20 protein-coding genes are annotated in these 25,531 nt (G+C 45.8%); 9 read left to right on the forward strand and 11 right to left on the reverse strand.

What is annotated here, in order from left to right; all coding sequences use genetic code 11:
* Nucleotides 1-377: 377 nt before the first annotated feature.
* Together CPIN_RS20695 and CPIN_RS20700 are read left to right on the forward strand one after the other, a co-directional pair.
* A complete protein-coding gene (locus CPIN_RS20695) occupies nt 378-878 on the forward strand; it encodes a DinB family protein (RefSeq protein ID WP_012791795.1) in 501 nt (166 codons plus the stop codon).
* Between the two features lie 101 nt (nt 879-979).
* Entirely contained in the window at nt 980-1,402 is a 423-nt protein-coding gene (locus CPIN_RS20700; protein ID WP_012791796.1) for a VOC family protein, read from the forward strand.
* Between the two features lie 83 nt (nt 1,403-1,485).
* On the opposite strand, the gene CPIN_RS20705 is transcribed toward CPIN_RS20700, so the two are convergent.
* Nucleotides 1,486-2,823 carry an alkaline phosphatase family protein gene (locus CPIN_RS20705; protein ID WP_012791797.1) on the reverse strand — a complete coding sequence of 446 codons (1,338 nt, stop codon included), beginning with the start codon at nt 2,821-2,823 and terminating at the stop codon, nt 1,486-1,488.
* 233 nt (nt 2,824-3,056) lie between these two features.
* Here CPIN_RS20705 and CPIN_RS20710 point away from each other — a divergent pair, with 233 nt between their 5' ends.
* From CPIN_RS20710 to CPIN_RS20720, 3 genes are read left to right on the forward strand one after another with little or no spacing between them, the layout of a single operon-like run.
* Nucleotides 3,057-4,856, forward strand: coding sequence for a tellurite resistance TerB C-terminal domain-containing protein (locus CPIN_RS20710; RefSeq protein ID WP_012791798.1), 1,800 nt, complete (start codon nt 3,057-3,059; stop codon nt 4,854-4,856).
* The gene (locus CPIN_RS20715; RefSeq protein ID WP_012791799.1) at nt 4,853-6,169 is read left to right on the forward strand and encodes an ATP-binding protein; all 1,317 of its coding nucleotides are present in this window, start codon (nt 4,853-4,855) and stop codon (nt 6,167-6,169) included. The genes CPIN_RS20710 and CPIN_RS20715 overlap by 4 nt, the downstream gene beginning before the upstream one ends.
* A complete protein-coding gene (locus CPIN_RS20720) occupies nt 6,166-8,316 on the forward strand; it encodes a DEAD/DEAH box helicase (RefSeq protein WP_012791800.1) in 2,151 nt (716 codons plus the stop codon). Before CPIN_RS20715 ends, CPIN_RS20720 begins: the two co-directional genes overlap by 4 nt.
* Before the next feature lie 47 nt (nt 8,317-8,363).
* Here the strand turns inward: CPIN_RS20720 and CPIN_RS20725 are convergent, their stop codons facing one another.
* The 6 genes from CPIN_RS20725 to CPIN_RS20750 all read right to left on the reverse strand — a co-directional run bounded on the left by CPIN_RS20725 (nt 8,364) and on the right by CPIN_RS20750 (nt 17,167).
* Complete coding sequence (locus CPIN_RS20725; RefSeq protein ID WP_012791801.1) at nt 8,364-9,413, reverse strand: acyltransferase family protein; 1,050 nt, start codon at nt 9,411-9,413, stop codon at nt 8,364-8,366.
* Nucleotides 9,414-9,558: 145 nt separating this feature from the next.
* The gene (locus CPIN_RS20730) at nt 9,559-10,413 is read right to left on the reverse strand and encodes a PKD domain-containing protein (protein WP_012791802.1); all 855 of its coding nucleotides are present in this window, start codon (nt 10,411-10,413) and stop codon (nt 9,559-9,561) included.
* Nucleotides 10,414-10,437: 24 nt separating this feature from the next.
* Nucleotides 10,438-11,952 carry a RagB/SusD family nutrient uptake outer membrane protein gene (locus tag CPIN_RS20735; protein WP_012791803.1) on the reverse strand — a complete coding sequence of 505 codons (1,515 nt, stop codon included), beginning with the start codon at nt 11,950-11,952 and terminating at the stop codon, nt 10,438-10,440.
* 14 nt (nt 11,953-11,966) lie between these two features.
* On the reverse strand, nt 11,967-15,227 hold the full coding sequence (locus CPIN_RS20740) for a SusC/RagA family TonB-linked outer membrane protein (protein WP_012791804.1): 3,261 nt from the start codon (nt 15,225-15,227) through the stop codon (nt 11,967-11,969).
* 190 nt (nt 15,228-15,417) lie between these two features.
* Nucleotides 15,418-16,566 (reverse strand): FecR family protein, encoded by a 1,149-nt coding sequence (locus tag CPIN_RS20745; RefSeq protein ID WP_012791805.1) that lies wholly within the window; start codon nt 16,564-16,566, stop codon nt 15,418-15,420.
* A gap of 55 nt (nt 16,567-16,621) precedes the next feature.
* Nucleotides 16,622-17,167, reverse strand: a complete 546-nt coding sequence (locus tag CPIN_RS20750; RefSeq protein WP_187294673.1) for a sigma-70 family RNA polymerase sigma factor — start codon at nt 17,165-17,167, stop codon at nt 16,622-16,624.
* A 120-nt stretch (nt 17,168-17,287) separates the two neighbouring features.
* Between CPIN_RS20750 and CPIN_RS20755 the strand changes: the two genes are divergently transcribed.
* Entirely contained in the window at nt 17,288-18,202 is a 915-nt protein-coding gene (locus tag CPIN_RS20755) for a hypothetical protein (protein WP_148230605.1), read from the forward strand.
* 70 nt (nt 18,203-18,272) lie between these two features.
* Here CPIN_RS20755 and CPIN_RS20760 read toward each other — a convergent pair whose 3' ends face one another.
* Nucleotides 18,273-19,814, reverse strand: a complete 1,542-nt coding sequence (locus CPIN_RS20760; protein ID WP_012791808.1) for a right-handed parallel beta-helix repeat-containing protein — start codon at nt 19,812-19,814, stop codon at nt 18,273-18,275.
* Between the two features lie 221 nt (nt 19,815-20,035).
* Between CPIN_RS20760 and CPIN_RS20765 the strand changes: the two genes are divergently transcribed.
* The 3 genes from CPIN_RS20765 (at nt 20,036) to CPIN_RS20775 (ending at nt 22,311) form a co-directional block, all read left to right on the forward strand.
* A complete protein-coding gene (locus CPIN_RS20765) occupies nt 20,036-20,512 on the forward strand; it encodes a YMGG-like glycine zipper-containing protein (RefSeq protein WP_012791809.1) in 477 nt (158 codons plus the stop codon).
* Nucleotides 20,513-20,694: 182 nt separating this feature from the next.
* Nucleotides 20,695-21,771 carry an alpha/beta fold hydrolase gene (locus CPIN_RS20770; protein WP_012791810.1) on the forward strand — a complete coding sequence of 359 codons (1,077 nt, stop codon included), beginning with the start codon at nt 20,695-20,697 and terminating at the stop codon, nt 21,769-21,771.
* Between the two features lie 54 nt (nt 21,772-21,825).
* Entirely contained in the window at nt 21,826-22,311 is a 486-nt protein-coding gene (locus CPIN_RS20775) for a PPC domain-containing DNA-binding protein (protein ID WP_012791811.1), read from the forward strand.
* Between the two features lie 6 nt (nt 22,312-22,317).
* On the opposite strand, the gene CPIN_RS20780 is transcribed toward CPIN_RS20775, so the two are convergent.
* The 3 genes from CPIN_RS20780 to CPIN_RS20790 form a co-directional block, all read right to left on the reverse strand.
* The gene (locus CPIN_RS20780) at nt 22,318-22,698 is read right to left on the reverse strand and encodes a hypothetical protein (RefSeq protein ID WP_012791812.1); all 381 of its coding nucleotides are present in this window, start codon (nt 22,696-22,698) and stop codon (nt 22,318-22,320) included.
* Between the two features lie 69 nt (nt 22,699-22,767).
* Nucleotides 22,768-23,961, reverse strand: coding sequence for an acyltransferase family protein (locus tag CPIN_RS20785; protein WP_012791813.1), 1,194 nt, complete (start codon nt 23,959-23,961; stop codon nt 22,768-22,770).
* A gap of 138 nt (nt 23,962-24,099) precedes the next feature.
* On the reverse strand, nt 24,100-25,302 hold the full coding sequence (locus tag CPIN_RS20790; RefSeq protein ID WP_044222084.1) for an MFS transporter: 1,203 nt from the start codon (nt 25,300-25,302) through the stop codon (nt 24,100-24,102).
* Between the last annotated feature and the right edge of the window lie 229 nt (nt 25,303-25,531).

Below are 25,531 nucleotides of genomic sequence, written 5' to 3' on the forward strand. Positions count from 1 at the left end.
AAAATATTAAAAATGCGTACTGTAATATAATATAGGCTTCAGGTATGGTGAGGCAGCGGACTCTGGTTATGAAATCTGATAGTCAGTCGTTTAAAAACTAAAGGACTCTTTTTAAAAGTTATCCACATTTGAGTTATCCACATTGCCGGTAAAGGCCAGATTAACAAGCCATATTTGTGACTCTATTAGCAACTCGCTTATAATCAATCATCACGATAAGATGGGGCTGATTTTAGCTTTTTGGTGTTTCAGGTGAACCCCTTAGCTCCTATTTGTGTTTTTTTATAGTGCCGGAATACTACTGACATAGGGCTGTCACTTCGCCTGATTTTCTTTGTATTGTCAAGCGAAACATTCATTACTAAAATCATCTGAACATGACACAGGAACTGATCAGCACACCATCTGTTATTACCCCGGCGGAACTGCTCACTCACTGGCAGGGACACCGCACATTAACCCGTAAAGTCATTGAAGCATTTCCGGAGAAAGACCTGTTTTCATTTTCTGTCGGCGGTATGCGTCCTTTCGCAGAACTGGCGCTGGAAATGATCAGTATGAATGACCCAGGTATTGATGGTATACTTACCGGTAAATGGTCAACCGACTTTTCTACGTATGAAAACGGCCGTGGTCCGAAAACAAAAGCCGACCTGCTGGCGCTCTGGGATCAACTAACGGAAAAGCTTAATCGTTTATGGCCACAAATACCTGTAGCGCGTTTTCATGAGATTGATCTGGCTTTTGGTCAGTGGGAAGGTCCTATTTATTTTATCCTGTTTTACTGGATCGATAATGAAATCCATCACAGGGCACAGGGGTATGTATATCTGCGGGCATTGGGTATTGAGCCACCTGCTTTCTGGGACAGACAATAAACTTGTCCTGTTTTCACCGTGTGTATGTCTTATTCAACCCTCTTTACAAAGCGGAGATCATGGTAATTTTAATGTATTGTATAACTCTCAAATAAACTGATATGGCTTCATTGAATCCTTACCTGCTTTTTAATGGTACCTGCGAGGAAGCGTTCAACCTTTACAAGTCTGTGTTTGGAGGAGAATTCCAAATGATATCCAAGTTCAAAGACATGCCCGGAGAAGGGGTCGATCCAAAGTATGCCGAGCATATCATGCATGTTGCATTACCTGTGGGGGGTAAAGACATCCTGATGGGCAGTGATTGCGGTCCGGAGAGTGCCAATATTCGGATTGGTACTAACTTTTCCGTAGCCATCTCAACGGCTTCCGAAGAAGAAACCAGGAAGATCTTCGACGGACTGGCAGCCGGCGGTAAAGTCACTATGCCGCTGGATAAGACTTTCTGGGCCCCTTTGTTTGGTATGGTTACCGACAAATTCGACATCAACTGGATGGTGAGTTTTGACGTACAACCCCAGTAAGAAGATCCTGATGACAAGCAAAAGCCTTAAGTTCAATGAAGAACTTTAAGGCTTTTTATTGGGTTTCTCACAGGCAGGGTCAATTATTTCAGTACGCCGGCAGGCACTTTTCCGTCGGCCGTGTTAAACTGTAAGCCAAGCAGTTTTGCAATCAGCGGCGCTACATCCGTCAGGTCCATTTCCTTCAGGTTATTTCCTTTTGCAATACCAGGCCCATATGCTACAAAACCGGTCTGTATTTCATGGAAATCAGGGTAGTAACCGTGTGTTCCACCTTTTGCATCTTTCAGTACTGCACCTTTTACAGCGCCTCCGATTGTTACACCCGGAACAGCAGCCAATGCCAGTACCGCATTGGGATCTGCACCGATTGCATCCAGCTGTTTACGATCGATCACCCTGAATAATTGCTGTTGATCGGCTGGCAGATGTGCGAGTATTTCTTTTACTTTCTCCAGTGACTGTTTGTCGTTCTTATCTTTCAGATGCAGGAATGCAGAACCGCCGGAGGCATGGAAACGCGCTTTCCAGTCTGCCTTATCGATGTCTTTAATCAGTCCTGCTTCAGCAAGTAATACGTTCGGAGAAAATGACTGTTTAATATTTACAAATCCGTGGTCGCCTGTAACGATAACAGCCGTACTGTCTTTGATACCGGCTCTGATCAGCGCTTCCAGTATCGTACCGATTGCCCTGTCTGCACCACTTACGGCTTTTCTTACCAGCAAACCATCTCTGCCCTGCATATGCTCATAGTGGTCAGCGCAGGCCAGGTGTAAGGTCGTAAAAGCGGGTTTGTATTTAGTGATGATATAAGCGCCCATTCTGGCTACGTTTTCGTCCATTACCAGTTCTTCCCTGACCATGGTGAAATCTTCAGGACCCAGCTTTCCGGTGGCATTGTTCTGTATTTCCTGCCACAGAGACGCTGGTGTTGTTGCGGCAGCGGTGGCGTCTCTCCTGTCCGTTTTTTTGCCCAGGGGCCATACATCCGGAATATTGTAATCTACCGGTGCGCCTACAGATACCGGCCAGATTACGTTCGCGTTGGTTTTACCAGCTGCATGTACGGCGTCGTACAGTGTTGGTACCTTGATCGCGTTATAATACCAGTACCATTTGCCGCTGGCTTTCCCCTCTTCAAAAGGCGCATTGTAATAGATACCGTGTTTGGCTGGTTTTACCCCGGTAATAATCGTCGTGTGATCCGGATATGTAACACTCGGGAATACACAGTTTACGCCATCTGCTGATACACCGCTGTCCTTCATCATACGAAGGTTGTTCATTCCCCAGGAGGCGTCCTGGTAGAAGTCGGGACGGAATCCGTCAATAGTGATCAGTACTACGTGGTTTACCTTTTGTGCGGCGGCTGACAATGTTAACAGCAGTCCGCCCGCGATTGCATAGAAACGCTTCATTTCGCTGTCGTTGTTTTATAAAAGAACCGCAAAATGAAGTGGGTACCGTCAGCCGGGAAGGTTAAGAAATTGTTACGTCCCTCCTGCCGGGCAATCAGCCGACTTTCACACTTCGTTAACAAGGTATTAACGAATTACTCAGGAATATATATTAAACTAGCGGAAGCAAGACAACCACGTATTATGTAGTGTCAACAAGATAATCCCTTTACTATTACCCGAGATTGCGCAAAATGATGGACGGATTTTTCAGGGAGGAATGGACAAATTACCTTAAATCTTATGGTTTTCCAGGCAACCCTAAAGAGAACTTTTACGAGATAGCGAATAAAACGGTCTCCCTGCTCCAGAAGGACGAGATCACGCTTTTAAACAAGGCATTATTAAACCAACAGGTATATACCGGCATCGCTCCTGTAAGGGTTATTCCTTATGAATATGACTGCTTATTTGAAGGTACGCTCCAGCTCCTGCTGGCGGATCATTATGATGAACAGCAACTGGTAACCGTGTATAAACAAGTGATCAGCTATCATCAGGAACGTCAGCAACTTGCCGATCCAGGCACAACAGCCCCTGCTTTGCCTCCTCCGCCTGCCTATAATGGAATCGACGTGATCGACATCAGCCAGGAAGGCAGTATCATCGATTATAGCGAAACACCTCCGCCTGCTGTTACGCCGGCGGCTACTACGGATAATACGCCCAGCTATTATGAGGAGAATGCCAAACTGGGGCATCGGTTTAAAGAGAAGCTATATCTCAATGTACGGGAGGCTGAGTGGCTGAATAAGTTCTGGAATCCGGACAATATCTTCCTGTCCGTAGAAGGCTGCTGTATCGCTGTTATCCGTTTATACCTGGCTTGTATCAAGGCCATCGATAAAGTATATAAACAACAGGACAGTTCATTTGAGACCTGTATCAGCAACCTGACCGATAATGCGATGCAGGTGCTTTACCCGGGTAAATCAAAGAACGATGCGGTCTATTACCGGGAAAGGCTGGAAAGCGATATTTACCTGACTATTTTCAAACGGGCGGAAAATGCAGTACGTGAAAAATATCGTCAGAAAAGAAAATTGAACGAGGATTTTCCTTACGATAAATATAGTGCCGCATTTGAAGAGCAGGTAGGTCAATTTGTTGCCGAGGCGCTTGTCAGCAGAGAAAAGGCCATCCCTCCTGCCGACAGGGTCACGGAAATTCAGCTGAATGCCCAGAACAATACCCGGTGGCGTTTATACTTTGACGAGATCGAGCAGAAAGTCAGCAAGGATAACTATGCCGGATGCATCAGCGAAGTAATGCAACTGGCCGCATTGAATATCAACAATCCACAGAAGGAAAACATCTTCTTTGAAGCCTCCAAACTCTTTGCCTCCTACGATCGCCAGGATGCAGTCAGGTTCTACCTGAAGTACCTGCATGCCGATTTGCGCTCTGAAAAGGCCGACCAGAAGCAGCTGCCTAAAAACATCCATAAAAGCCTGTTTAAAACAGAACAGGAAAAGCAGTCTTTTGAGCTGGTAGCGGGTAACCTGGTACAGACGCTTAATCTGAAGGCAGCATTGGAAGAGGTACCTGGTATTTTCGCCAAGAAGAGAAAAACTGTGCAACTGGACGCCGCTGCTATTGAAGCCGTCATCTCCGCACATAATGAAACAGTAGAAAGCCTGAATAAATTATTACAGGACGACGAACCGGAAGAAGCGCCCGGTTTACCTCCGATAGCCTCCATCACGCTGCTGCCTCCGGTGGTAGAGATAAAAACAGAAAGCGCCATCGCCTTTGCAGAAGGGATTGTGTTAAATACGCACCAGGAAGAACTACTGTCCGTATTCAAAGAAAATGCCTTTTCCCTGCCTGCAGAGAAGGTGGGTCATTTCGCCAAAGAAAGAAAACTCTTCCGCGATCAGCTGATCGAAAGCATCAATAGCAGTTGCTATGAGGTGCTGGACGACCTGCTCATTGAGGAATATGACGATACTTATACCATCACCGAAAGTTATTTTCAAACCATTACCGTATGATGATAGAAAACATTAAACCACGGGAAGCCACATCCATTATAAACTCCCTCTTAGGCGGCGTTGTTCCCAAAACAGGTGTACAACATATCACTGTAGGCCGTTCTGCAGAAATACAGGCATTTATAAATGCCCTGGAAGACGTTAAGAACGGACACAGTATGGTGAAGTTCTGGATCGGCGATTTCGGTTCGGGTAAGTCATTTATGATGCACCTACTGAATACCGTGGCAATGAAGCAGAAGTTTGTTGTAGCCAATGCTGATTTTACGCCGCAAAACCGCATATATGCCAATGATGGTAAGTCCCTGGCATTATATACCGCAATCATCGATAACCTGGCGATACAAACCAAACCGGAAGGCGGCGCATTGTCTACCCTGATGGAAAAATGGATCGAACAGATCATCACGAAAGCTGCGCAGGAAAACAATATATCTATCGAGGATATCAGGAATGAACAGTACGAAAAACTGATCCAGGATTATATCATGCGCACCGTCAACGAACTGACGGACGTAGGCGGTTTTGATTTCGGTCTGGTGATCATGAAGTATTACCAGGGCTATATCAAAGATGATGAATTACTCCGGAAAAATGCCCTTCGCTGGCTGAAAGGAGAATACCATACCAAAACAGAAGCCAGACAGGATCTGGGTGTAAGGGATATCATCGGTGATGATAACTTCTATGATATGCTGAAGAACTTCTGTAAACTGTTTGTCAGCATCGGGTATAGCGGTTTTATGATCAACCTGGACGAGGCAATCAATCTCTATAAGATCCCTACGGCTGTCATGCGGGAGAAAAACTATGAGAAGATCCTGAGCATCTATAACGACTGTTTCCAGGGTAAAGTCAGCAACCTGTTCTTCAACTTTGCCGGCACCCGCGAGTTCCTGGAAAATGAAAGAAGGGGCTTGTTCAGTTACCAGGCGCTGAAATCAAGACTGGAAACAAACAAGTTTGAATCGCAGGAAATCAGGGATTTCGCACAACCAGTGATCCGCCTGATGCCCTTAAATGAAACAGAGATTTTTGTACTGCTGCAAAAGCTGAAACAGGTTTTTGATATCAATTACAAAACCAATGTAGACATCACCAGTGAAGATATACAACTGTTCATGGAAGAACTGTTCAACAGACCGGGCGCCAGCGAATTCCTGACACCCAGGGAAGTGATCAGGGACTTCCTGAATATCATGAGCATACTCCGGCAAAACCCTGGTTTTGACAAAGCAAAACTCTTTGCTGATATAGAAGTAAAGGACGAAAGACCAGTAGAGGAAGACCTTGAAAATATCAAGGAAATATGAGTGAATTTGCTTTACTCTCAGAACCGATACGCCGGTATATCAATGACAAACGATGGGGAGCCTTCCGACCGATACAGTCCGCCGCTATTAAGCGGATCCTGGGTACGGAAGACAATTATATACTCGTATCCAGAACAGCTTCCGGCAAAACGGAAGCCGCCTTTCTGCCTATTCTCTCCAAAGTGGATTTTAAAGAGCCGGGTGTACAGGTGCTGTATGTCTCCCCGTTGATCGCATTGATCAACGACCAGTTTGTGCGTGTGGAAGACCTTTGCCGCTATATAGACGTCAGTATCACCAGGTGGCACGGAGAGGCCAATCAGGCGGCTAAAAAGAAGCTGTTGAAACAACCGGAAGGGGTTTTACTGATAACGCCGGAGTCGATAGAATCTCTTTTCACCAATCACCCGGAACATGCCAGAGCGCTGTTCTCTCGTTTGAAGTTCATTGTAATAGACGAGATCCATACTTTCCTGGGTAGCGACAGAGGGATGCACCTGCGTTCATTATTGTCCAGGATCAATGATCTTGCTGCTGACAAGAAGCCGCGTATTGTGGGGCTTTCGGCGACGGTAGGCGACTATGAGGAGCCTAAACGTTTTACCGGCGATCCTGCTCATACAAAGGTCCTGATCGATCCTACAGCAAAGGGAATTAATGCCCGTTTCAAGTACTTCAAACAGGAGGACGAATACACTCCGCAGTTCATCGAAGAACTGTATAACCAGGTAAAAGACAGTAAAGTACTCATCTTCCCCAATACCCGTGGGAATGCGGAGGAAATAGCCGTGAAGCTCAAACGGGTGTCCGAAAGGAAGAAAGGACACCCTTATTTCTTTTCACACCATTCGGCGGTCGACAAGGAACTAAGGGAATATGTGGAAGATTTTGCCAAAACCAACAAGCGTAATAACTTCTGTATTGCCTGTACCTCTACGCTGGAACTGGGTATCGATATCGGTACCGTAGAAACCGTGATACAGGTAGACGCAACTCATTCCATCGCTTCTCTTATTCAGCGCGTAGGACGTAGCGGCAGAAGAGAAGGACACGAAAGCCAGCTGTTATTATACGCAACAGAACATTGGTCTACCTTACAGTCATTTGCCTGCTGGGAGCTGTTCAAAGAACAGTTCGTTGAACCGGTTTACAGTCAGGAAAAGCCATATGACTTAATGTTTCATCAGACATTATCCATCCTGAAAGAGACAAATGGTTTAGGCAGACAGGCGCTGTTGCAAAGGCTGCAAAATAATCCTGTATTCAGCCGTTTCAGCGCCGCTGAGATAGATTCCCTGCTGGATTATATGATTAAGTCGGAATATATAGAAGACCTGCGCAGGGAATTGATTGTAGGGGCTGAAGGAGAAAAGCTGACGACTTCCCGGGACTTTTACTCCATGTTTATGTCCGCAGTCATGCTGAAGGTGATTCATGCAGGCGTCACTATCGGGGAACTGGAATTAACACCCTGGCTGGAGGTAAACGACAACATCTTACTGTCGGCTAAAATCTGGAAGATTGCCGATATTGACCTGAAGGCAAAGAAGATATTCGTCATCCCTGCCAATGACGGCAAGAAACCGGTATTTACCAGCGGTAGCGGAGATGTACATCCCCGTATCAGACAGAAAATGATGGAATTGCTGAATGCTGATTTAAACAGGGATGAAGCAGATGATAGTGCGATTGACAGTGTTAATGAAATCAAACTGTTATTTAAGGACTTCAGACTGGATCATCTGTCTGCCGTGCGGCCGGCGATCGTAAAGCATAAGGAGATAGATATCTATACCTTTACAGGAACTAAGATCAATGAAACCTTATTCTTCCTTATCAAAACACTGCATATCGCGGCTGAACTGGAGGACAGAAAAAGCAGGCTCAGGGTGTTTGATAACAGTATCAATCTGAACGAGCTGGTTGCTAATCTGCGGCATCAGTTATTGAACATAAAGATGCATGTAAGCACCCTGTTTGAAAATGGGGAAGATGGCTTCCGGTTAAGCAAATGGGCCGTTTATCTGCCTGTTGAGTTAAAGGTGGAATATGTATTGCAAAACAGCTTTGACATCCCCGGGACTACCGCATTCCTGGAAGGACTGCAACTGGCGACACCGATCCTGGCGGAGACTATTGTTAAATAATAAATCAATAAAAATGGGCTGTTCACTATAATGAACAGCCCATTTTACTATAACTTGAAAAAGATCCCTTTCTTATACAACCAGTAACACAAGCCCCATTCCAGTCCCCACGTCACTAATGCTGCAGCGATATGCCAGGGAATGAAGATCGCAACCACCCCATTGACCCATTGTGCACCCACCGTTTCGAAAAAGACATAGATAAATATGGCATTCATGCCTACTACTACAGGTATCCAGGTATAACGCCGGTGATCTTTTATGTCAATCCACCAGTATAAAAATGACAGTATCAGCAATACCCAGCCGGCAGATGCCATTACAAAGCCTGCGGTACTGATTCTTTTGATGATCGGTGAAATACCGGCCAGGTCCACTCCAAATCCTAAAACAAGCAAAATAGCGCCCGCTATCGCTAACAGGGCGGTTTTACGGCTGCTATTCATTGCGGAGGAAAGCAATTTACCTGCCGTTACACCCCATATGGTATGTGCTGCCGTCGGAATGATATTGATCGCTACCCAGCCATCCTGGTTAATCTTGCCCATCAATAAGGTATCCATGTAAGCGCCGAAATTATGGTACTCCACAAAAGGCTGGTCAAAACCAGGTACCAGGATAGTCCGGTATAACACATCATTGAGTAATATCAGCAGAAAGCCGGTAACCATCTGAAAAGTATAAGAACGTCCGATGACCAGGTACGCAATAATGCCTGTTATGGACAATTGTGTCAGCACATTCCAGAGCTCCCATACCAGTTTGCCTGCATAAATGCAATGCAAGCCTGTTCCTAACAGGAATAGTTTCAGACTACGAATGAGGATGTGTTTGAAGTTCTGCGACCAGGAAACGCCTTTTCTCAGCTTACTTTGATACGAGATATACATAGCGGTACCCGCCATCAGCATGAATGCCGGTTGTACCAGGTCCCAGAAGCGAAGGCCATGCCAGGGATGATGAAAGAACTGTCTGATAAAAGCGTTGTCATGCCATTCATGGAGCGATTCATATACCCGGCAGCTCTCTCCCGCCAGCAATATCATGATCAGTCCACGCATGACGTCCAGCGATAATAAACGACCGGAATTATTCATGAAAAATCAGGAATTAAGATTAAGAATTGTAGGACAATGTTGTTCCCTGGTGTTTATAAATGTCCGCAAAAAATCCCATGGATAGAGATTCTTTGCGGACATGCCCATGCTGCACCATACTGCATTCTATAAGTACACACACATATTACTCAAAATTGATCAATACGGATGTGCTGCCATCGGGCATATTGCCCAGGGTAGCAGACCAATCTCCTTTCGTAGCCTGAATACCCAGGCGCAGGGCTGTTGTAGCCGCCAGCCCTTTCAGTTTCGCACGGGACAGACGCAGCTCAAACTTCAGCACATTTCCCTCCTGCTGCGTGGCCCCCACTGTAACGAACTCCGTCACACCGGAAGCATCAAATGTAAAAGCGTCCTGTGCGCCTTTATGATAGAAAGCATCAAACCAGTCGGCCAGTACAGCGCCTTCCAGCAATACATCATAACCTCCGCCCGGGAACGTGCCTGTCAGCAGACCGGTACCAGGGTTGTTATCCGTATCCATGTAGAAGTCATAAATATCGGCATTGGCCGCCCTGGAATTCACCTCCAGGTATACGTATACATAAGACGCGTCGTAATCAAATTTAGCCTTTCTGAAATAGGTTTCTCCCGCACCGGAAGTAACCTGGTAATCGGTTACCTCATCCCAGTCGGACAAAGTATTGTCATTCATTTTCACAGGGGAAGACTTCGCAATATAAACAACGGTAGATCCCTCGGTCACCTTACCCTCTTTTGTGGTGGCATACAGGGTCGGTACATATTTTCCTTTCCCCGGATAGGTATGCACCGGGCTTTCCTCCTCAGAGCTGGTACCATCTCCAAAATCCCATTTGTAGGAGACGGCGCCGGCGGTCTTATTGCTAAAAGTGACGTCATTCCCGTTAATACTCACTTCGTAGAACAGATCAGCATCCGGTGTTACTTTATCTTTATCGCTGCATCCACTGAGAAATGCGGCTGTTATAATGCTTAAAAAGAGATATCTGAGTTGCATAATGATCAGGCATTTAAAGATGAATTAAGGATTCTGTGAACACAGTTTATTGGTCTGTATTTCATCGATGGGAATGTAATAGATCACCCGTTTATTGTCCGGATTGATGACCATATTCTCATAGCCCGCAGGACGTTTACTAAGGTCTATATCAGACTCTTTCAGCCCTGGCAGGTGGTAGCCCCAGTAGGTACGGTTCATCACCTGTTTGTTGCGATAAACGTCATACACCCGGTGTCCTTCAAAAGCCAGTTCAATCCTTCTTTCCTTTAGTACGGTTTCCAGGGCCGTCTTACCTGCCGGCACTTTTCCCCCATAGAGGGCATGCTGTAATCCCCTGTTCTTCCGTATCATATCCAGGTCGTCTAAAGCCCCGGTGCTATTCCCTGCCTTGGCTTTCGCTTCTGCCCTGTTCAGGTACATCTCCGCCAGGCGGAACATGATGGGGGAACTCAGCGTAGGACTACCTGCTTGTCCGGAGAACTTCATAATGTAATAAGTCTCAATACCGTTCTTTTTCTGCAAATTGCCGCTACCATCTTTTAAAGGAAGAATATAAGCCCAACGGGCGTCTTCCGTATAGGCCGACATAGTATCGCGCAGCGATTGTGAAGCGAACTCCTCTCCCCATCCGGAGTTACCATCAGAATAGATCATAGAGGCGATAGAACCCGCTTTACCATAATCATCCACGGTCGTAAACGCGACACAGAAGATCGTCTCTTTACTGCCCGTTGCATTGGCAAACATGGTCTTAAAACCTGTTGTATCGGTCAGACCGAACCGGCCTGAATTGATGACCTTATCACTATAGTAGATCGTGCTGTCATTCACGCCTTTATATAAGTAGGCTCTTGATAATAATGCCCAGGCAGCTTCCTGTGAAGCGTATTGTACGCCACGCTGTTGCTGCATCAGCGAAGCGCCTTTCTCTGCATCCGCAATCACAGATGCATAGACCTCTGCTACGGTGGAGCGGGCTTTGGTAGAAGGATCGCTGGTGGAAGTACGTAATATTACACCATCAGCACCCGGGTTCTCCGTATAAGGGCGGGCATATAGTTTTACCAGATTGAAGTGACAGAAAGCCCGCATAAAATAACACTCTCCCAGCAGCTGTTTAATGGTGGCATCCGGGTTCTGGACAGCTTCCGCTGCCTCGATAACCGTATTGACATCATTGATGATCTTGTAGGAGATATACCAGAAATAACGGCTGTTTGTCTGCGTAGGCGTATGATTCAGCGAAAAGCTGTAATACAGCGGATCTGTGGTCGTCTGTGCACACACAATATCATCGCTGGCGAAATCGCTCATCTGAAAATACTGCCGCAGGTACATGTTATTCAGATCGGTGGTACCGTTAAATTCCACGTGATCTTTAAATAAAGCATATGCACCATTTAATGCCTGTTTCAATCCCTGGGCCGTCTGCGTCAGTGTACCGGTAGTCAGTGAATCGCTGGGATTCACGTCTTTCAGACAACTGCCAAAAAGCAGCGGAAATGCAATTATGAGTAAAAGAGATCTGGTTGTCATGAGCTGTAAGTTTACTAGAACCTGATGTTGATGTTGAACAGAAACTGGCGGTTATTTGGATACTTAAAATCCGATACGCCAGGCATTACATAACTGCCGGAGGTAATAGTCGTAGCAGGGTCCTGTCCGAGGAACTTAGTGAATGTGTATACGTTATCCGCGGTCAGCGACAGTGTTACTCCATCCATATGCCAGCGGGTCATCCAGGCTTTTGACAGTTTGTAGGACAAGGAGATATTCCTGATGGCCAGGAAGTCGCCGTCTTTCAGATAGCGGGTGGAGGTTTCTGTGGAATTGGCAGCATTTTGCGGACTAGGTTCTGTTGCATCATCACCGGGATGCGTCCATATCTTGTAATCCGAAGGCAGGTTGATCTGGTTGTAGTAAGGCTCATTGCCATCATTCATCACGAAACGCAGACTGTTGCTGAATACTTTGTTGCCCGTCAGGTAATAGGCATTGACGCTTAATGATACGTTCTTGTAGGTCCACTGTGTTGTGAAGCCTCCCTGTAACTTAGGCAAAGCGGAACCTACCTCCTGGTAGGTAGCGCTGGCATAGTCTGAAGTGGCTGACCGGGAGATCTCCTTGCCATTTGCATCCCTGTTGATCACCTCCCACTGTGGGGCGCCTGTTTCCTTATTTACGCCTAACCATTTCGGCATATAGAATTCATACAGGTTACCGTCATTGCGATAGATCTGGGAAATACTCCAGGTAGGCTGTGTGCGGGTAATATCACTGGGTAATTCCTTCAGTTTGTTGGTGTTATAGTTGATGTTGAAATCAGTGGTCCACTCAAAATCTTCCGTCTTGATATTGACCGTATTGATACCCAGTTCTATCCCATTATTGATGACCTTACCTACATTCTCCCAACGTTGTTCAAACCCTACAGAGAGGGGTTGCGGTACCTGTAGCAGGAGGTTATCCGTCACGTTATTATAAGCATCGATCGTCAGGTTGATGCGGTTAAATAAGCCGATATCCAGTCCGGCGTTCAGTTGCCTTTTACTCTCCCATGTCAGGTTCGGGCTTGGCAACTGAGAAGGCGTCGCCGCTGTTCCACCATTATACTGGCTGCTTAACGCATACAATCCCAGGTAACGGGAAGAGCCTATATCCTGTGTACCTGTCACGCCATAACTGGCACGTACTTTCAGGTTGCTGAATAGCCTGCTGTGCAGCAGGAAATCTTCATGACTGATCTGCCAGGCAGCAGATACTGCCGGAAAAGAACCATAACGTTTGCTGGCCGGGAAAGCGGTTGATCCATCTACACGGTAGGAACCTGTGAGGAAGTATTTGTCCTTATAGCCATAACTGAGCTGCGAGATAAACGACTGGATGATAGCCTGGTCATAAGAACCGGTTACCAGCTGGTTGTTGGATACAACGTTCAGCACAGATAAGCCTTCAGGCAATCCTTTACCGGAAGCGCCCAATATTTCTGTTTTGCTGTTTTCAATCGCAATACCTGCCAGACCACTGATGGTATGATCTCCCTTGTGGAAATTGAATTTCAGCAGGTCGTTGGAGATAACGCCATATGACAAGGTGCTGAGTTCATTCAGGTAACCGGTGCTGTTATACAAACCGGCGACAACCGGAGAATAATAGTCAGATCCTTTGTTATAGCTGACAGCTGCGCGGTTACTGCTGGAAAAAGACAGCCAGTCGGTGATATTGATATTCAGTCCGAGGTCGTAGTTGACGTCAAAGTTTTTATAAGGGTGGTTGGAGTTTTTGATGGTATGGATAGGATTCACCTTATCCCTGGACCACCATTTAAAACCAACATTACCGTCTACATATACCGGGTTACGATTGGCGTCATAAGGATTGTCCCAGGGCATATTCAGATAAGCATAGTAAACATCCTCATAGTTGTAGCTGTTGCCCGTGGAACCGCTGATATTGATATTATTGGTAACGCTTACATTTTTGGAGAAATGGTAGGTGGAGTTACCACGCAGGTTGATACGCTGGAAGCCTGTATTCATGAAAGTACCTCTTTCATTATAATACGATAGGCCGGTATAGTATTCACTTTTTTCAGAAGTACCACTGGCAGAGATATAGACATTCTCTACGGGAGCAGTGCCGAACATGGTAGTCAGCCAGTTGTAGTTCTGTTGTTGCAGTGTTTTGGGTCTTTCTGCGTAGAATTTCAGGATATCTACTTTATAGGAGTTATTATCGGTGCCGGGGATATAGTCCCGGTAAAACTCTTTATGGCGCTCATACAGTTCGCTGCCATTCATCATTTCCATCTTCCCGAAATCCGGTTTACGGAAGCCGGTAGTGACCTTTGCTTCAAAACGCGTCTTCCCCAGTTTTGCCTTTTTAGTAGTGATGATGATGACACCTGCATTTGCCTGCGAACCATACATCGCGGTAGCACCGGCATCTTTCAGAACGGTAATGCTTTCTACGTCATTCGGGTCGTAGTTACCGCCGATGATACCGTCTACAACAAAGAGCGGCGTTTGGGAGGCATTCACAGAAGACACACCACGGAGTCGTAGTTCGGCAGCTGTACCAGGCACACCGGAACTGTTCACTACCTGCAGCCCAGCAACTTTACCCTGTAACATGCTACCGACATCATTGGTGGTAACATCTTTAAGTTTTTCAGCAGATACCACACTTACGGCGCTGGTCAGTTCACTTTTCTTTTTGTCGCTATAACCCACTACGATGACTTCATTGAAGTTGCGGGTATCTTCTTCCAGTTGCAGTGTGACCTGTTCAGTTGCAGCGACTTCCCGGGTGGTAAATCCAATGTTGCTGATGATCAGGATGTCCTGTTTGCGTACACCAGATAAGGTAAATTGCCCTTCTCCGTTGGTCTGGGTGCCTTTCCGGGTACCCTTGACCAGTACGGTGGCGCCAGGTAATGGTCCTCCGGCGGCAGCGCTGACAGTCCCCCTGATGGTAATGGTCGTATCTGCCTGAGGAGAGGTTCCGGCAGGTGGCGGTATCGTTTTCTTTATGACAAAGTTCTTTCCTTCGAGTGCGTAGATGACCTGCTGATTGTGGAGGCAGAGGTCGAGTACTTCACGGACGGAGGCGTCTTTCACACGGAAAGTGACGGGGGCCGTATTGGCCAGTACACTTTCAGAATATACGATGGATACGCCTGTCTGTGTGATGATTTCGGTAAACACATCGCGGAGCGGCATATTCCTGGCCGTCAGCGTCACTTTCTGGGAATATCCTGCGGCACTCACCTGTAAGATGATCACCAGTAGCAGGAACGTGGTCAATTTCATAACCAGGCAAATTTTGGTTGATAGCCCGCGCAGTGTGCGGGCCTGTACATAACAGTCGAAATGCATACTTTTGCAATGTTTGGTAGTACTTAAATGGTCTTTACAGCGATTATTGAGGATGCCAGATAACTGACCGGAGGTGTTGCGAGCATCTCCGGTTTTATCAACGCATCTTTCTGGTTGATACTAATTATGGTAATACAATTACTTTTCTACCTTCAATCCCGAAATGATTAAAGCCATTCCCTTCCAGCAGGGCCAGTACGTCTGCCAGCTGCAGGTCTCTTCCTATACCGCCTCCGTATAATTCCGCTCCGGGGCTGGCTTTATAAACGATGTCTACATCGTACCAGCGGGCTACTTCTCTTAATATGGCGGGTAAAGCCATGTCATTGAAAACAAACATGCCGTTCTTCCACGCGGTTACTTTTCTGATGTCAGCTGTTTTTACGGTCAGCTGATGATCCTGGTTGTCTATCACTGCCTGTTGTCCAGGTTGTAACAATTGTTTTGTACTGCCTTCCTTCACCAGTATGCTACCGGTGAGCAATGTGGTATTAACTGAATTTTCATCCCCATAGGCCATTACATCGAAGTCTGTGCCCAATACAAGCACTTCCATGTCACGCACCTTTACTTTAAATGGTTGCTGCGCATTGGCTGCGATCTCAAAGTATCCCTGTCCGTCCAGTTCCACAACGCGTTCCTTTCCTGAGAAAGTGGTGGGGTAGCGTAACATGGAAGCTGAGTTCAGCCATACTTTAGTGCCATCAGGCAATACGAGTCTGAATTGTCCTCCTCTTGGCGTGGTGAGTTTGTTATAGTGAATATTGCCATCTGTTGGCTGACTGGCATATAATAGCTGTCCGTTTTGTTGTCTGATCGCTACGTTACCCTGCTGAATCAGCTGTTTCCCTGTACTATCCAGCGGCACTGTCGTACCATCTGATAATGTCAGTACGGCTTTATTGGTCGCCGGCAGAATACGCCGCTGAGCAGGCTGTATCAGCACCGTCGCTTGCTTTCCGGTCCGTTTGGATGGTAGCAACCAGTAGGCGGTACCAGCCAGTAACAATAACGATGCAGCGATAGCGATTCTTTTGAGGGGAATAGTCTTCCGTACCGGAACAGCGGGTTTAATCTGCCGGTACACTGCTTCATAATCAATCTCCGGGGCAGGATGTCTTGCCTGCCATATCTCTTCCAGCAATTGTTCCAGTCCTTCCGGACCATCACCCTGACCAATAGCAGAAAACAGTTCATCCAGCTCTTCCCGGCTGCATGTTTTGTCTGCATAACGTGCTAATAGATAAGCAATTCTTTGTTGGTGATCAGGCATATAACTATAAAGACGAACGTGAGAGAATAAAGGACCGTGGTTTTGGATAATTTTTTCAGAAGTTGCTCAGGAGGCAGAGAAGCAACAGAAATTCAGCATGTTGTGACAGAAACTGACGTATGAAGCGGAGTGTTTCCACCTGTACGTTTTTAACCCTGCTCTTGGATAAATGCAGTTTGTCGGCGATGGTGGCATGATCAAGTCCGTCCTGTCTGCTCAGGCGGAAAATAGTACGTTGCTGCTCGCTGAGCCGTGAAAGGGCGGTATTGATCAATTGCTGGCTTTCCCGGGCATCCAGTTCCAGATCGAGGGCATCTGCAGTGGCGGATATATTGGCCCACACATGATCCACCAGTTTCTGTTGCCGGGCTATTTTTCGGAGATGATCCAGGGTTTTATTCCTGGCGATGATAAAGATATAACTGGCTGGATTGACGATAGCGGGCAGCTGTTCCCTGCTTGTCCAGAGTGTAAGGAAAGTCTCCTGGAGAATGTCTTCTGCGTCAACAGCAGAATGTGTCAGATGGAAAATAAACGCAGCCACCTGCCTGCTATGCCGGTCGTATAGCTGCCGGAAGGCGCTTTCGTCGCCTTGCCTCATTTTTTGTAACAGTTCCGTATCGGTATCTGGCTGCATGCGTAAAATCCGCTGTCTCCCTTTAGCTGCTTTAAAATGTTAACTATCTAAAAATACAAAAAAACTATACTTATCCTTCTTATCTTGCATACAGATTTATCTTTATTCAAACACCATATCCCTATGCACGCTGCTGGTACTTTCTATAAGGCCTCAGGATTGATTAAGCCTAAACGACTGTTCCTTTCTTTATTTGGTGGTATTTCTCTTTCCGTACTGATCGGCTGGTTGTTTTACTTTCTTACCAACTTTATCTCTTTTGTTTATCTGAACTTCATCTTACTCTTTGGGGTACTTTGTGCCAGTATTGTCGCTTTTACTTTATTGCGGCTTTTCAGTAAGAGCAGACATCATGTATTAAATGTATCACTGGCAGCACTATTCTGCTACCTGGCATGGTCAGCTCAGTGGACGTTTTATAACCAGCAATGGAATTCCGGATATTCTTTCCTGGAGGGTGTCTTTAATCCCTTTGCGACTTTTGAAATCATCGCAAGACGGATCGTGCAGATAGATACGGATCATTTTAACAGGGCGGCGGGACGGTTTCCTTTTAGCGGCGGACTCACAGGATTCTTTTATGTGATAGAATTTATTGCTTTTATGTTGCCGGTGAAGTTCCTGTTGGAGGATAAACAATATTATTGTGAGGGATGCGACCGCTTCTACGATCAGAAGGATGCTTTTGTAACAGAAACAGGTTCCTTCTTTTCAATTCTGGGTGGCGCAGGTGAAAATCATGTATATAATTTTCTGCCGGAGGTAAGCTACTATAGTAAGCTTGCGCCTATCTATGCAAGAACAAGAGAGATCGTGAAGGTATCTATCCACTATTGTCCAAAATGTCTTGATAACAATATTATTTCTGTATCTGCGTTTGAACAACAACCTGATTCTGATAATCAAAATAAGGCGCCGTTAACAAATGAAATTGAAATAACCCGCGGAATGTACATAGAAAAAGATACAGCGCATTTATTAATTCGTAAATTCGCATAAACTACCATCCCAATAAATTCAAAAAGGTCCGCAATTGCGGACCTTTTTCTTTCCAGCTACTTTACACGTATCATAATGCTGTTTCGTCTGCGCCTATATCCACCCTGTTATTCTGCTTACGCGACTGCTTGTCGATATCCAGTTCGCCGGATGCAGGCACAAAAGCAGGATCACCGGCGTTAATACAGGCCGACCCACTTGCCAGATGCAGGTTCAGTGTAGCCAGCGTACTGTTGATAAAAGTCGGGATACCATAAGTACTGTTGGCATCCAGTCCGGTACCACTCTTGAAGGTGGCCAGCGAACCATAACTTGTACCATTGATACCACCCCAGTCAAACGTGATGGTATTGGCCGTACCGGAAGCCGTATAATATTTATTATAGTTCATGGCGAGATTGGTGCTGGTATATCCCAACAGGGCAATCACCACAATGTTGCTGGCTGACTGTACGACATTATTAGAGAGGGTGATATGATCTGTATGCTGGAGACTGATCTCTCCTCCCCACCCGCCGTTGGTGTAATTCTTAAACAAGGTGTTGTTAGTAGCTGAAGACCAGGCTACTTTACTACCTGCTGCATTCGAACCAATTACAAGACCTGCTTCTTTATTATTGTAAATAAAGTTGCTGCGGATATTGATACCTTCCGCTGTATTGTTTGCATTCTCACAACCCACAGTAATACCTGCGCCGTTGTTAAAACTGGTATTTCCTTCGATGTTGATCCACTTACCACCATCTACATAAATACCACCACTGGTAGCCACCGGAGATACACAGTTGTACACCACATTATTTTTCACATTCCCATTACGGGCAAAGTTCACACTATCCGGTGCACCCGTCCAGCTATAATGCCCGGTCATATCTATACCGATGTTTTTGATATGGTGTACGATGTTGTTCTCAATCAGGAAGTTGTTGACGTTACCGGACATGGTCAGTCCTTCGCTATAACCGGTGTTGCAGGCGTATATCTGGTTACTGCCCACATAGATCTGTGAGTAGGCGGTTTGTGTAGTACCGACTATCACCAGTGGATTCGCATTATTCGCAGAAGAAGGAACCGCTGTAGAGTCGCTTGTCCAGCCGATATTATAAATACGGCAGGAAGTAATCTGTACATCCGTACCAGCGCCGCTGATATAGATTCCGGAGGCAAAACTCCTGATGTTGTTGGCAATACGGATGTTGTTGATCCTCAGATAGCTTTTACTACTGACATTAATCATGGCATTCTGCGCATTATTGGTGGCGCCTACGCCATCCAGTATTACTGTACCTCCGCTGTAGTTGGTCAGCGTAATGGGTTCAGCCGCAGAAGCGCCGGAATGCGGCCAGTTAAGCCGTTCCTTATAGGTACCACCCGCTACATAAATGGTGCTGCCTGCTCCTTCGGTGGTCTTGTTGAGTGCTGCCTGAATGGTTTTCAGGGCAGTCGTGGCAGTTGTACCGGCATTGGCGTCATTACCCGAAGTACCGTTGACATAGTAATTGGTGATGACCAGTTCGGGATGGGCATCAGTCGTTTGTTCCTGTAATTTGTCTTCTTTCTTAGTACAGGCAATCAGGGTCGCCAATAACAGGCATGCGATGGCATTCTTCATAGTGGTTTGTTTTGTTAATGAGGGAAAAGTTCATCGGTAAAGACGTTTCTGCGTCCACAAAAGGACCGTCACAAAAACATAATTATTTGAAAATAAAACGAATAATAAAAAACCACTATCTACATAAAATTAATTTCCAGTATAATTAGGTAGATTCATAAAAAATGGCATAGTTTTGTCTACTGTACTGTATAAATTGATAAACCATAAAAAGTCAGGCTATGAAAAAGTTATTTTTGAGTTTAGCAACCGTAACGGTGCTATTCGCCTGTAATAACAAAGCGTCACAGGAAGAAGCTATTGAAAGTGCCAAACAGGCGGCTGTAGATTCTGTTAATAATGCGAACGCAGTAAACGAAGCAAAACAACAGGCGATTGATTCCATGAAGGCTGTTGAAAAAGCACGCGCAAGCAGTGCACCAGCAACCGTACATCACAGTAATAGTAACAGTGAAGACAACAGCGCTCCTGCTGCTTCTACTGCAACTACTACTACTGAAAAGAAAAAAGGCTGGAGCCATACTGCTAAAGGCGCCGTTGTAGGTGCTGGTACCGGTGCGGTAACAGGTGCGATCATCAACAAGAACGACCGTGTGAAAGGTGCGGCTATTGGTACTGTAGTAGGTGCTGGTGCAGGTGCCGGTATCGGTGCGATCGTTGATCACGCTAAAAAGAAAAAAGAAGCTAACAAGCAGTAATTGCTTGCAGGAATACATTTTTTGAGGTCCCGGACGTATCGAGCGTCCGGGATTTTTATTGATTACCCCTTTATAAGCCCTGTTTTGCGCTATCCGGCTTGTCCCGGGAAATATTACAGGCGGTTATAAAAACCGCGCTATTATCTCTACTTTTCGGCTTGCGGTCAATAAATCCCATCATCATGCTGAAAACGTATACACTGCTCCTCTCCCTGTTTCTATCCGTCAATACCTATGCACAACCGGCTTATCCCAAACCACAGGAAGGCAATTATACCATTGCACATTATACGTTTGAAAACGGGCAGGAACTCGCAGCACTCAACCTGCATTATTACACCATTGGTAGCCCGAAAAAGGGAAAAGATGGTAAAATAGCCAATGCGGTACTGATCATGCATGGCACCACTTCTTCTGCAGCTGCGTTTCTTTCAAAGCAGTTTGCCGGGGAACTATTCGGTCCGGGTCAGTTACTGGATGCCACAAAATACTTTATCATACTACCCGACGCGATTGGTCATGGGAAATCGAGCCGTCCGAGTGACAGTCTGCATATGCAGTTTCCCAACTATACCTACAATGACATGGTCACTGCTGAGCATGAACTGGTTACCAAACACCTGGGGATCGATCATCTTCGCCTGATACTGGGCACATCCATGGGAGCGATGCACGCCTGGGTATGGGGTTATACCTATCCCGACTTTATGGACGCAATCATGCCACTGGCCTGTCAGCCAGCACCTATTGCCGGCCGTAACAGGATGATGCGTAAAATGGCCATCGATCTTATTAAAATGGATCCTGCCTGGAATAACGGCGAGTATCAAACACAGCCTGTATTGGGTATGAGTGGTGCTTTGTCTTCTTTTTTCTTCATGAACAGCAGTCCGCTGCAATTGCAGCTGTCTGCTCCTACACGTATTGCTGCGGATACGCTTGTGGCGCATATGAGACGTGCTAATCTGGCTGCCCTGGATGCCAATGATGTTATTTACGCCCTGGAGGCTTCCCGGTATTACGATCCCTCTCCTTATCTCCAAAAGATAAAAGCCACCGTATATGCCATCAATTCAGCGGATGACGAGATCAATCCTGCGGAACTCGGTGTAATGGAACGGGAAATTAAAAAGGTAGCATATGGTCGTTATGTCCTCCTGCCTATTACGGATAAAACAGTTGGTCATGGTACGAATTCACTGCCTGCCGCATGGGGCGTATATCTGAAAGAATTGCTGGAAGTATCTGCAAAACGGTAGTCCGGACCTGCCGATGGCACATTATTCGTTCCTGATGGAGTGTAAAGCTTCATTATGAAAAAGATCGCTTACTTCCTGATACAGTTGTTATCAGTCGGACTGGCAGCCAACGCGCAATCTCCTTATGTGAAAGTGCCCGCAGGGTATCTGATGGTATTACAGCAGGGTGATGACCTTTTTGCCCAACTTGAAGCATTTATGCTGAAGGAGAACATCCCGGCGGCTAACTTCACCGGAATGGGCTTTGTGAATGCGAAATTTGGCTTTTTTAATCAGCAGACCAAGCAATATGATCCCAGGTCATTTGATAACGTAGAACTGGCCAGTATGCAGGGGAGCATTGCCTGGCAACAGGATACCGTATCCATTCACGCACATGGGGTGGTTACCGACAACACCTTTCAGGCTTACGGTGGACATATGCTGGGCGCCACCGTGAGTACAGGATCTGTAGAGATCATGATTACGGTGCACGATAAGCGGTTTAAAAGAGTAAAAGATGAAAAGATCGGGGCGAATGTGTTACAACTGAGGGAGTAAGTCCGCTTATTCATCAATAGCTTTCTCGAAGTCAAAAAGACTATCAAAGTGCAAGTTGAAATCACTGAAATCTCCGCGGGCCAGGATAATACCATTATATGCGAGTAATTTAAACCCTGCTGCATCGTCTGTCAGCGTGTATGCCCATTCATGCATATCATCGGGGCGTCTTGAAAGACTGACATTCGCATTTTCCCTCTCTATAAAGCCCTGAATATAAAATACGCCGCCGCATACCAGCATGAGTTGTTCACCTTTTATATCCGTCCATAAACGAACGGCCATACGCCGGAGAGAAATGCTATAAGCCCAGATCTGTGCGTTGCAGTCCTTATGTTGCTGCAGTATTTCGTTAATACGATCGATGTCTTTTACAATGGTCACCATAGTGGTAAAATTGGCATTATGGGCTAATAATATGACGAAAAGCAGCCTAATTAGCTAAAAGGACAGACTTTATGCAACTTGCGCTGCCTCTGGTGCTTTATTTTTTGTTGCGTTTGATGCCGCCTTTGTTTCAAATGTCTTTTTAAGCAATAAAAACCTGGATTCGATAAAACGATAAGATATATAAGCCGTCAGTATCGTAATACCGGTAGCAGCCGTATAGAGTGTAATGGTAGCACTTAATGGAGATAAGACGCGCAAGGTATTCTTCAGGAATATGATGGTAACAAATAACACAATACCGTGATACATATAGATACCATAGGAAAGATTCCCGAGGAAATTAAGCACTTTATTATCTGTATGGAAAATGGTCTTAGGATTTGAAGACGTGTTAAGGATCAGCCACAGGAAAAGCGAGCAGGTGAAAAGAAACGAATAAAAATGCCCGAATACAGCAGTATAAATCGTTCCTATCCAGGTAGTATCTGCTGTTAAATACTTATGACAGCTAAGTCGTACAACGATCAGTGCTAAAAACAACACCTGACATCCCAGGCTGAATATTTTTGTTTGCATCATGCGCTCCCGGAAATTATAAAGTAACCAGGCTCCCAATCCGCCAAGACTCATTGCTTCAAACTTCATGGTATAGATAAACCGCAGCAGCGAGGTGGAAGGATGCGTCGCATAATAGGCATAAAAGAGTCCGCGTAATACAATAATCGTCACAAAGATGACAATGACGTTCTTCCTGAAATATTTCACCAGTGGCGCCCAGAAGAAATAAAATTGCTCTTCTACGCCTATTGACCACAAAGGCGCAAGAAAGCCCGCTCCCCAGATACTTTCGACAAGATTGGGCAGGAAAAAGACAAAAAGCAAACTGGCCGTAGCAACCGGAAAATGGGAGGTATATTCTATATGCAGCGCTTTAATGGCGACAGGTATCAGTAAGATACCGATGATCAGGAGTATGTAGTATAAGGGCCATATTCTGAGCACGCGCCGCATATAAAAATGCCTGATATTAACTGTACCTGTATTTGCTTCCTCTTCTAACAGCAGGTATGTGATCAGGAAACCGCTTAATACAAAGAAAAACTCTACCGCGATAGAGCCGGAATTAAAAAGTGTGTAGTCTGCAAGGTTGAATAAAGAATACTTTTGTCTGATGGACTCCGCATGTTGCATGAGTACCAGAAAGGCTGCAAAAAAGCGCAACCCGTTGAGACCCTTAAAATAAACTTTCGCTTGCTGCATATCTTTTAATTCGGTATTGGATTTTGCCTTTATTAACTACAATAACATCAATCAGGACATGGATAGTACCCGTATAGGCAGCGCAAATATCGAAAAAAACAGCTAAAATCAGTATTGTTCTGTTAAAATAAAGGTCTGCTAGGTTGCCGGTTTCCTGCCTGCACTAAACACCAGTCCGCCTCCCCCCAGTACCAATACGAGTAGCGCAACAATAAACAAATCCCATCCCCAACTGGTCAGTACCACGCCCGTGGCGGTACCTATAAATGAAGAACCTGCATAATAAAACAACCAGTACAAAGAGGTTGCCGTACTCTTCCCTTCTTTTGCCTCCTGCGATATCAGTCTGCTGGCCAGCGTATGCGTAGCAAAGAAACTAAAAGTGAACACCCCCAGTCCGCCGGCGGTGGAGATCAGTTCCGGTATCAGCATCGGCAGCAGCCCTGCTCCCATGACAGGAATAAATACCCTGATCAGTCTTGCAGGCGGTATCCTGTCGGATAGTCGTCCGGCGACCATCGTACCTAATACGCCTACAGTATACATGAGGAAGATGCCGGCAATCACGTAATGGGGCAGGGAAAACGGCGGACTTTCCAGGCGGAAACCCGTATAGTTATAAATACTTACGAAAGCGCCCATCAGCAATGAGGCGGCAAAATAGACCAGTACCATCACCCGTTGCCGGAAAAAGGAGCCCATTTGCTGCCATTTCTGCCCTACATTCACCGGTAAGGCCACGAAGTGTTTGGAAGCCGGCAGTCTTTTGATAAAGAACAAACCCAGTATCAGACTTGAGGTACCAATACATCCTGCCGCCCAACGCCAATCCGCCCAACCGGCTATCAACATTACCACAATCCTTCCTGCCATTCCACCGATCGCATTGCCACTCAGGTATAAACTGATCGCCAGTCCCAGGGATGCACTGGCTACTTCCTCTGACAAATAAGCCAGGGCAACTGCCGTCACGCCCGACAGTATAGCCCCTTTCAGAAAGTTCACTGCTATCAGCAAATGAAAATTATAAATGAAGACAGATACTAAGGTTAATACCGCAGATCCCAGCATTGCAAAGCCCATCAGGTGCTTACGGGGTACTGTATCTGCCTTGAAAGAGAAGATAAACAAACCTACTGCCATGCCCATTGTCGACGCTGATACCGCCCAGCTGCTCTGTGCCGGTGTCACGCCAAATTCCTTACATAATAGCGGTAATACGGGTTGAAAAAGATATAACTGGGCAAATACAGAAAGCCCTGAGAGAAAAATACTGTTTTTAATACGCCGGAAGCGGACACTGCCCCTTTCGGCCCGAATTGCTGTAGATGTTTGAGTCACTGCCGTTGCTGTTGAGTCGTTCACTGCGCAAAAGTGAGATAAAAATTAGGAATTAGGAATTAGGAATTTAAGTGAGAAGGTGGAAGTAGGTGGAATTGGGAGGTAATGGGAAGAGAATTAAGAATTAAGAATTAAGAATTAAGAATTTAAGGTACTAGGTTGTATTGGTTTGAATTGACTGATTTGAAGAAAGCGTTACAAATTGTCTTAAATAGAAAAGCGTTCTTCG

The sequence above is a fragment of the Chitinophaga pinensis DSM 2588 genome, from assembly GCF_000024005.1.
Classification (GTDB): domain Bacteria; phylum Bacteroidota; class Bacteroidia; order Chitinophagales; family Chitinophagaceae; genus Chitinophaga; species Chitinophaga pinensis.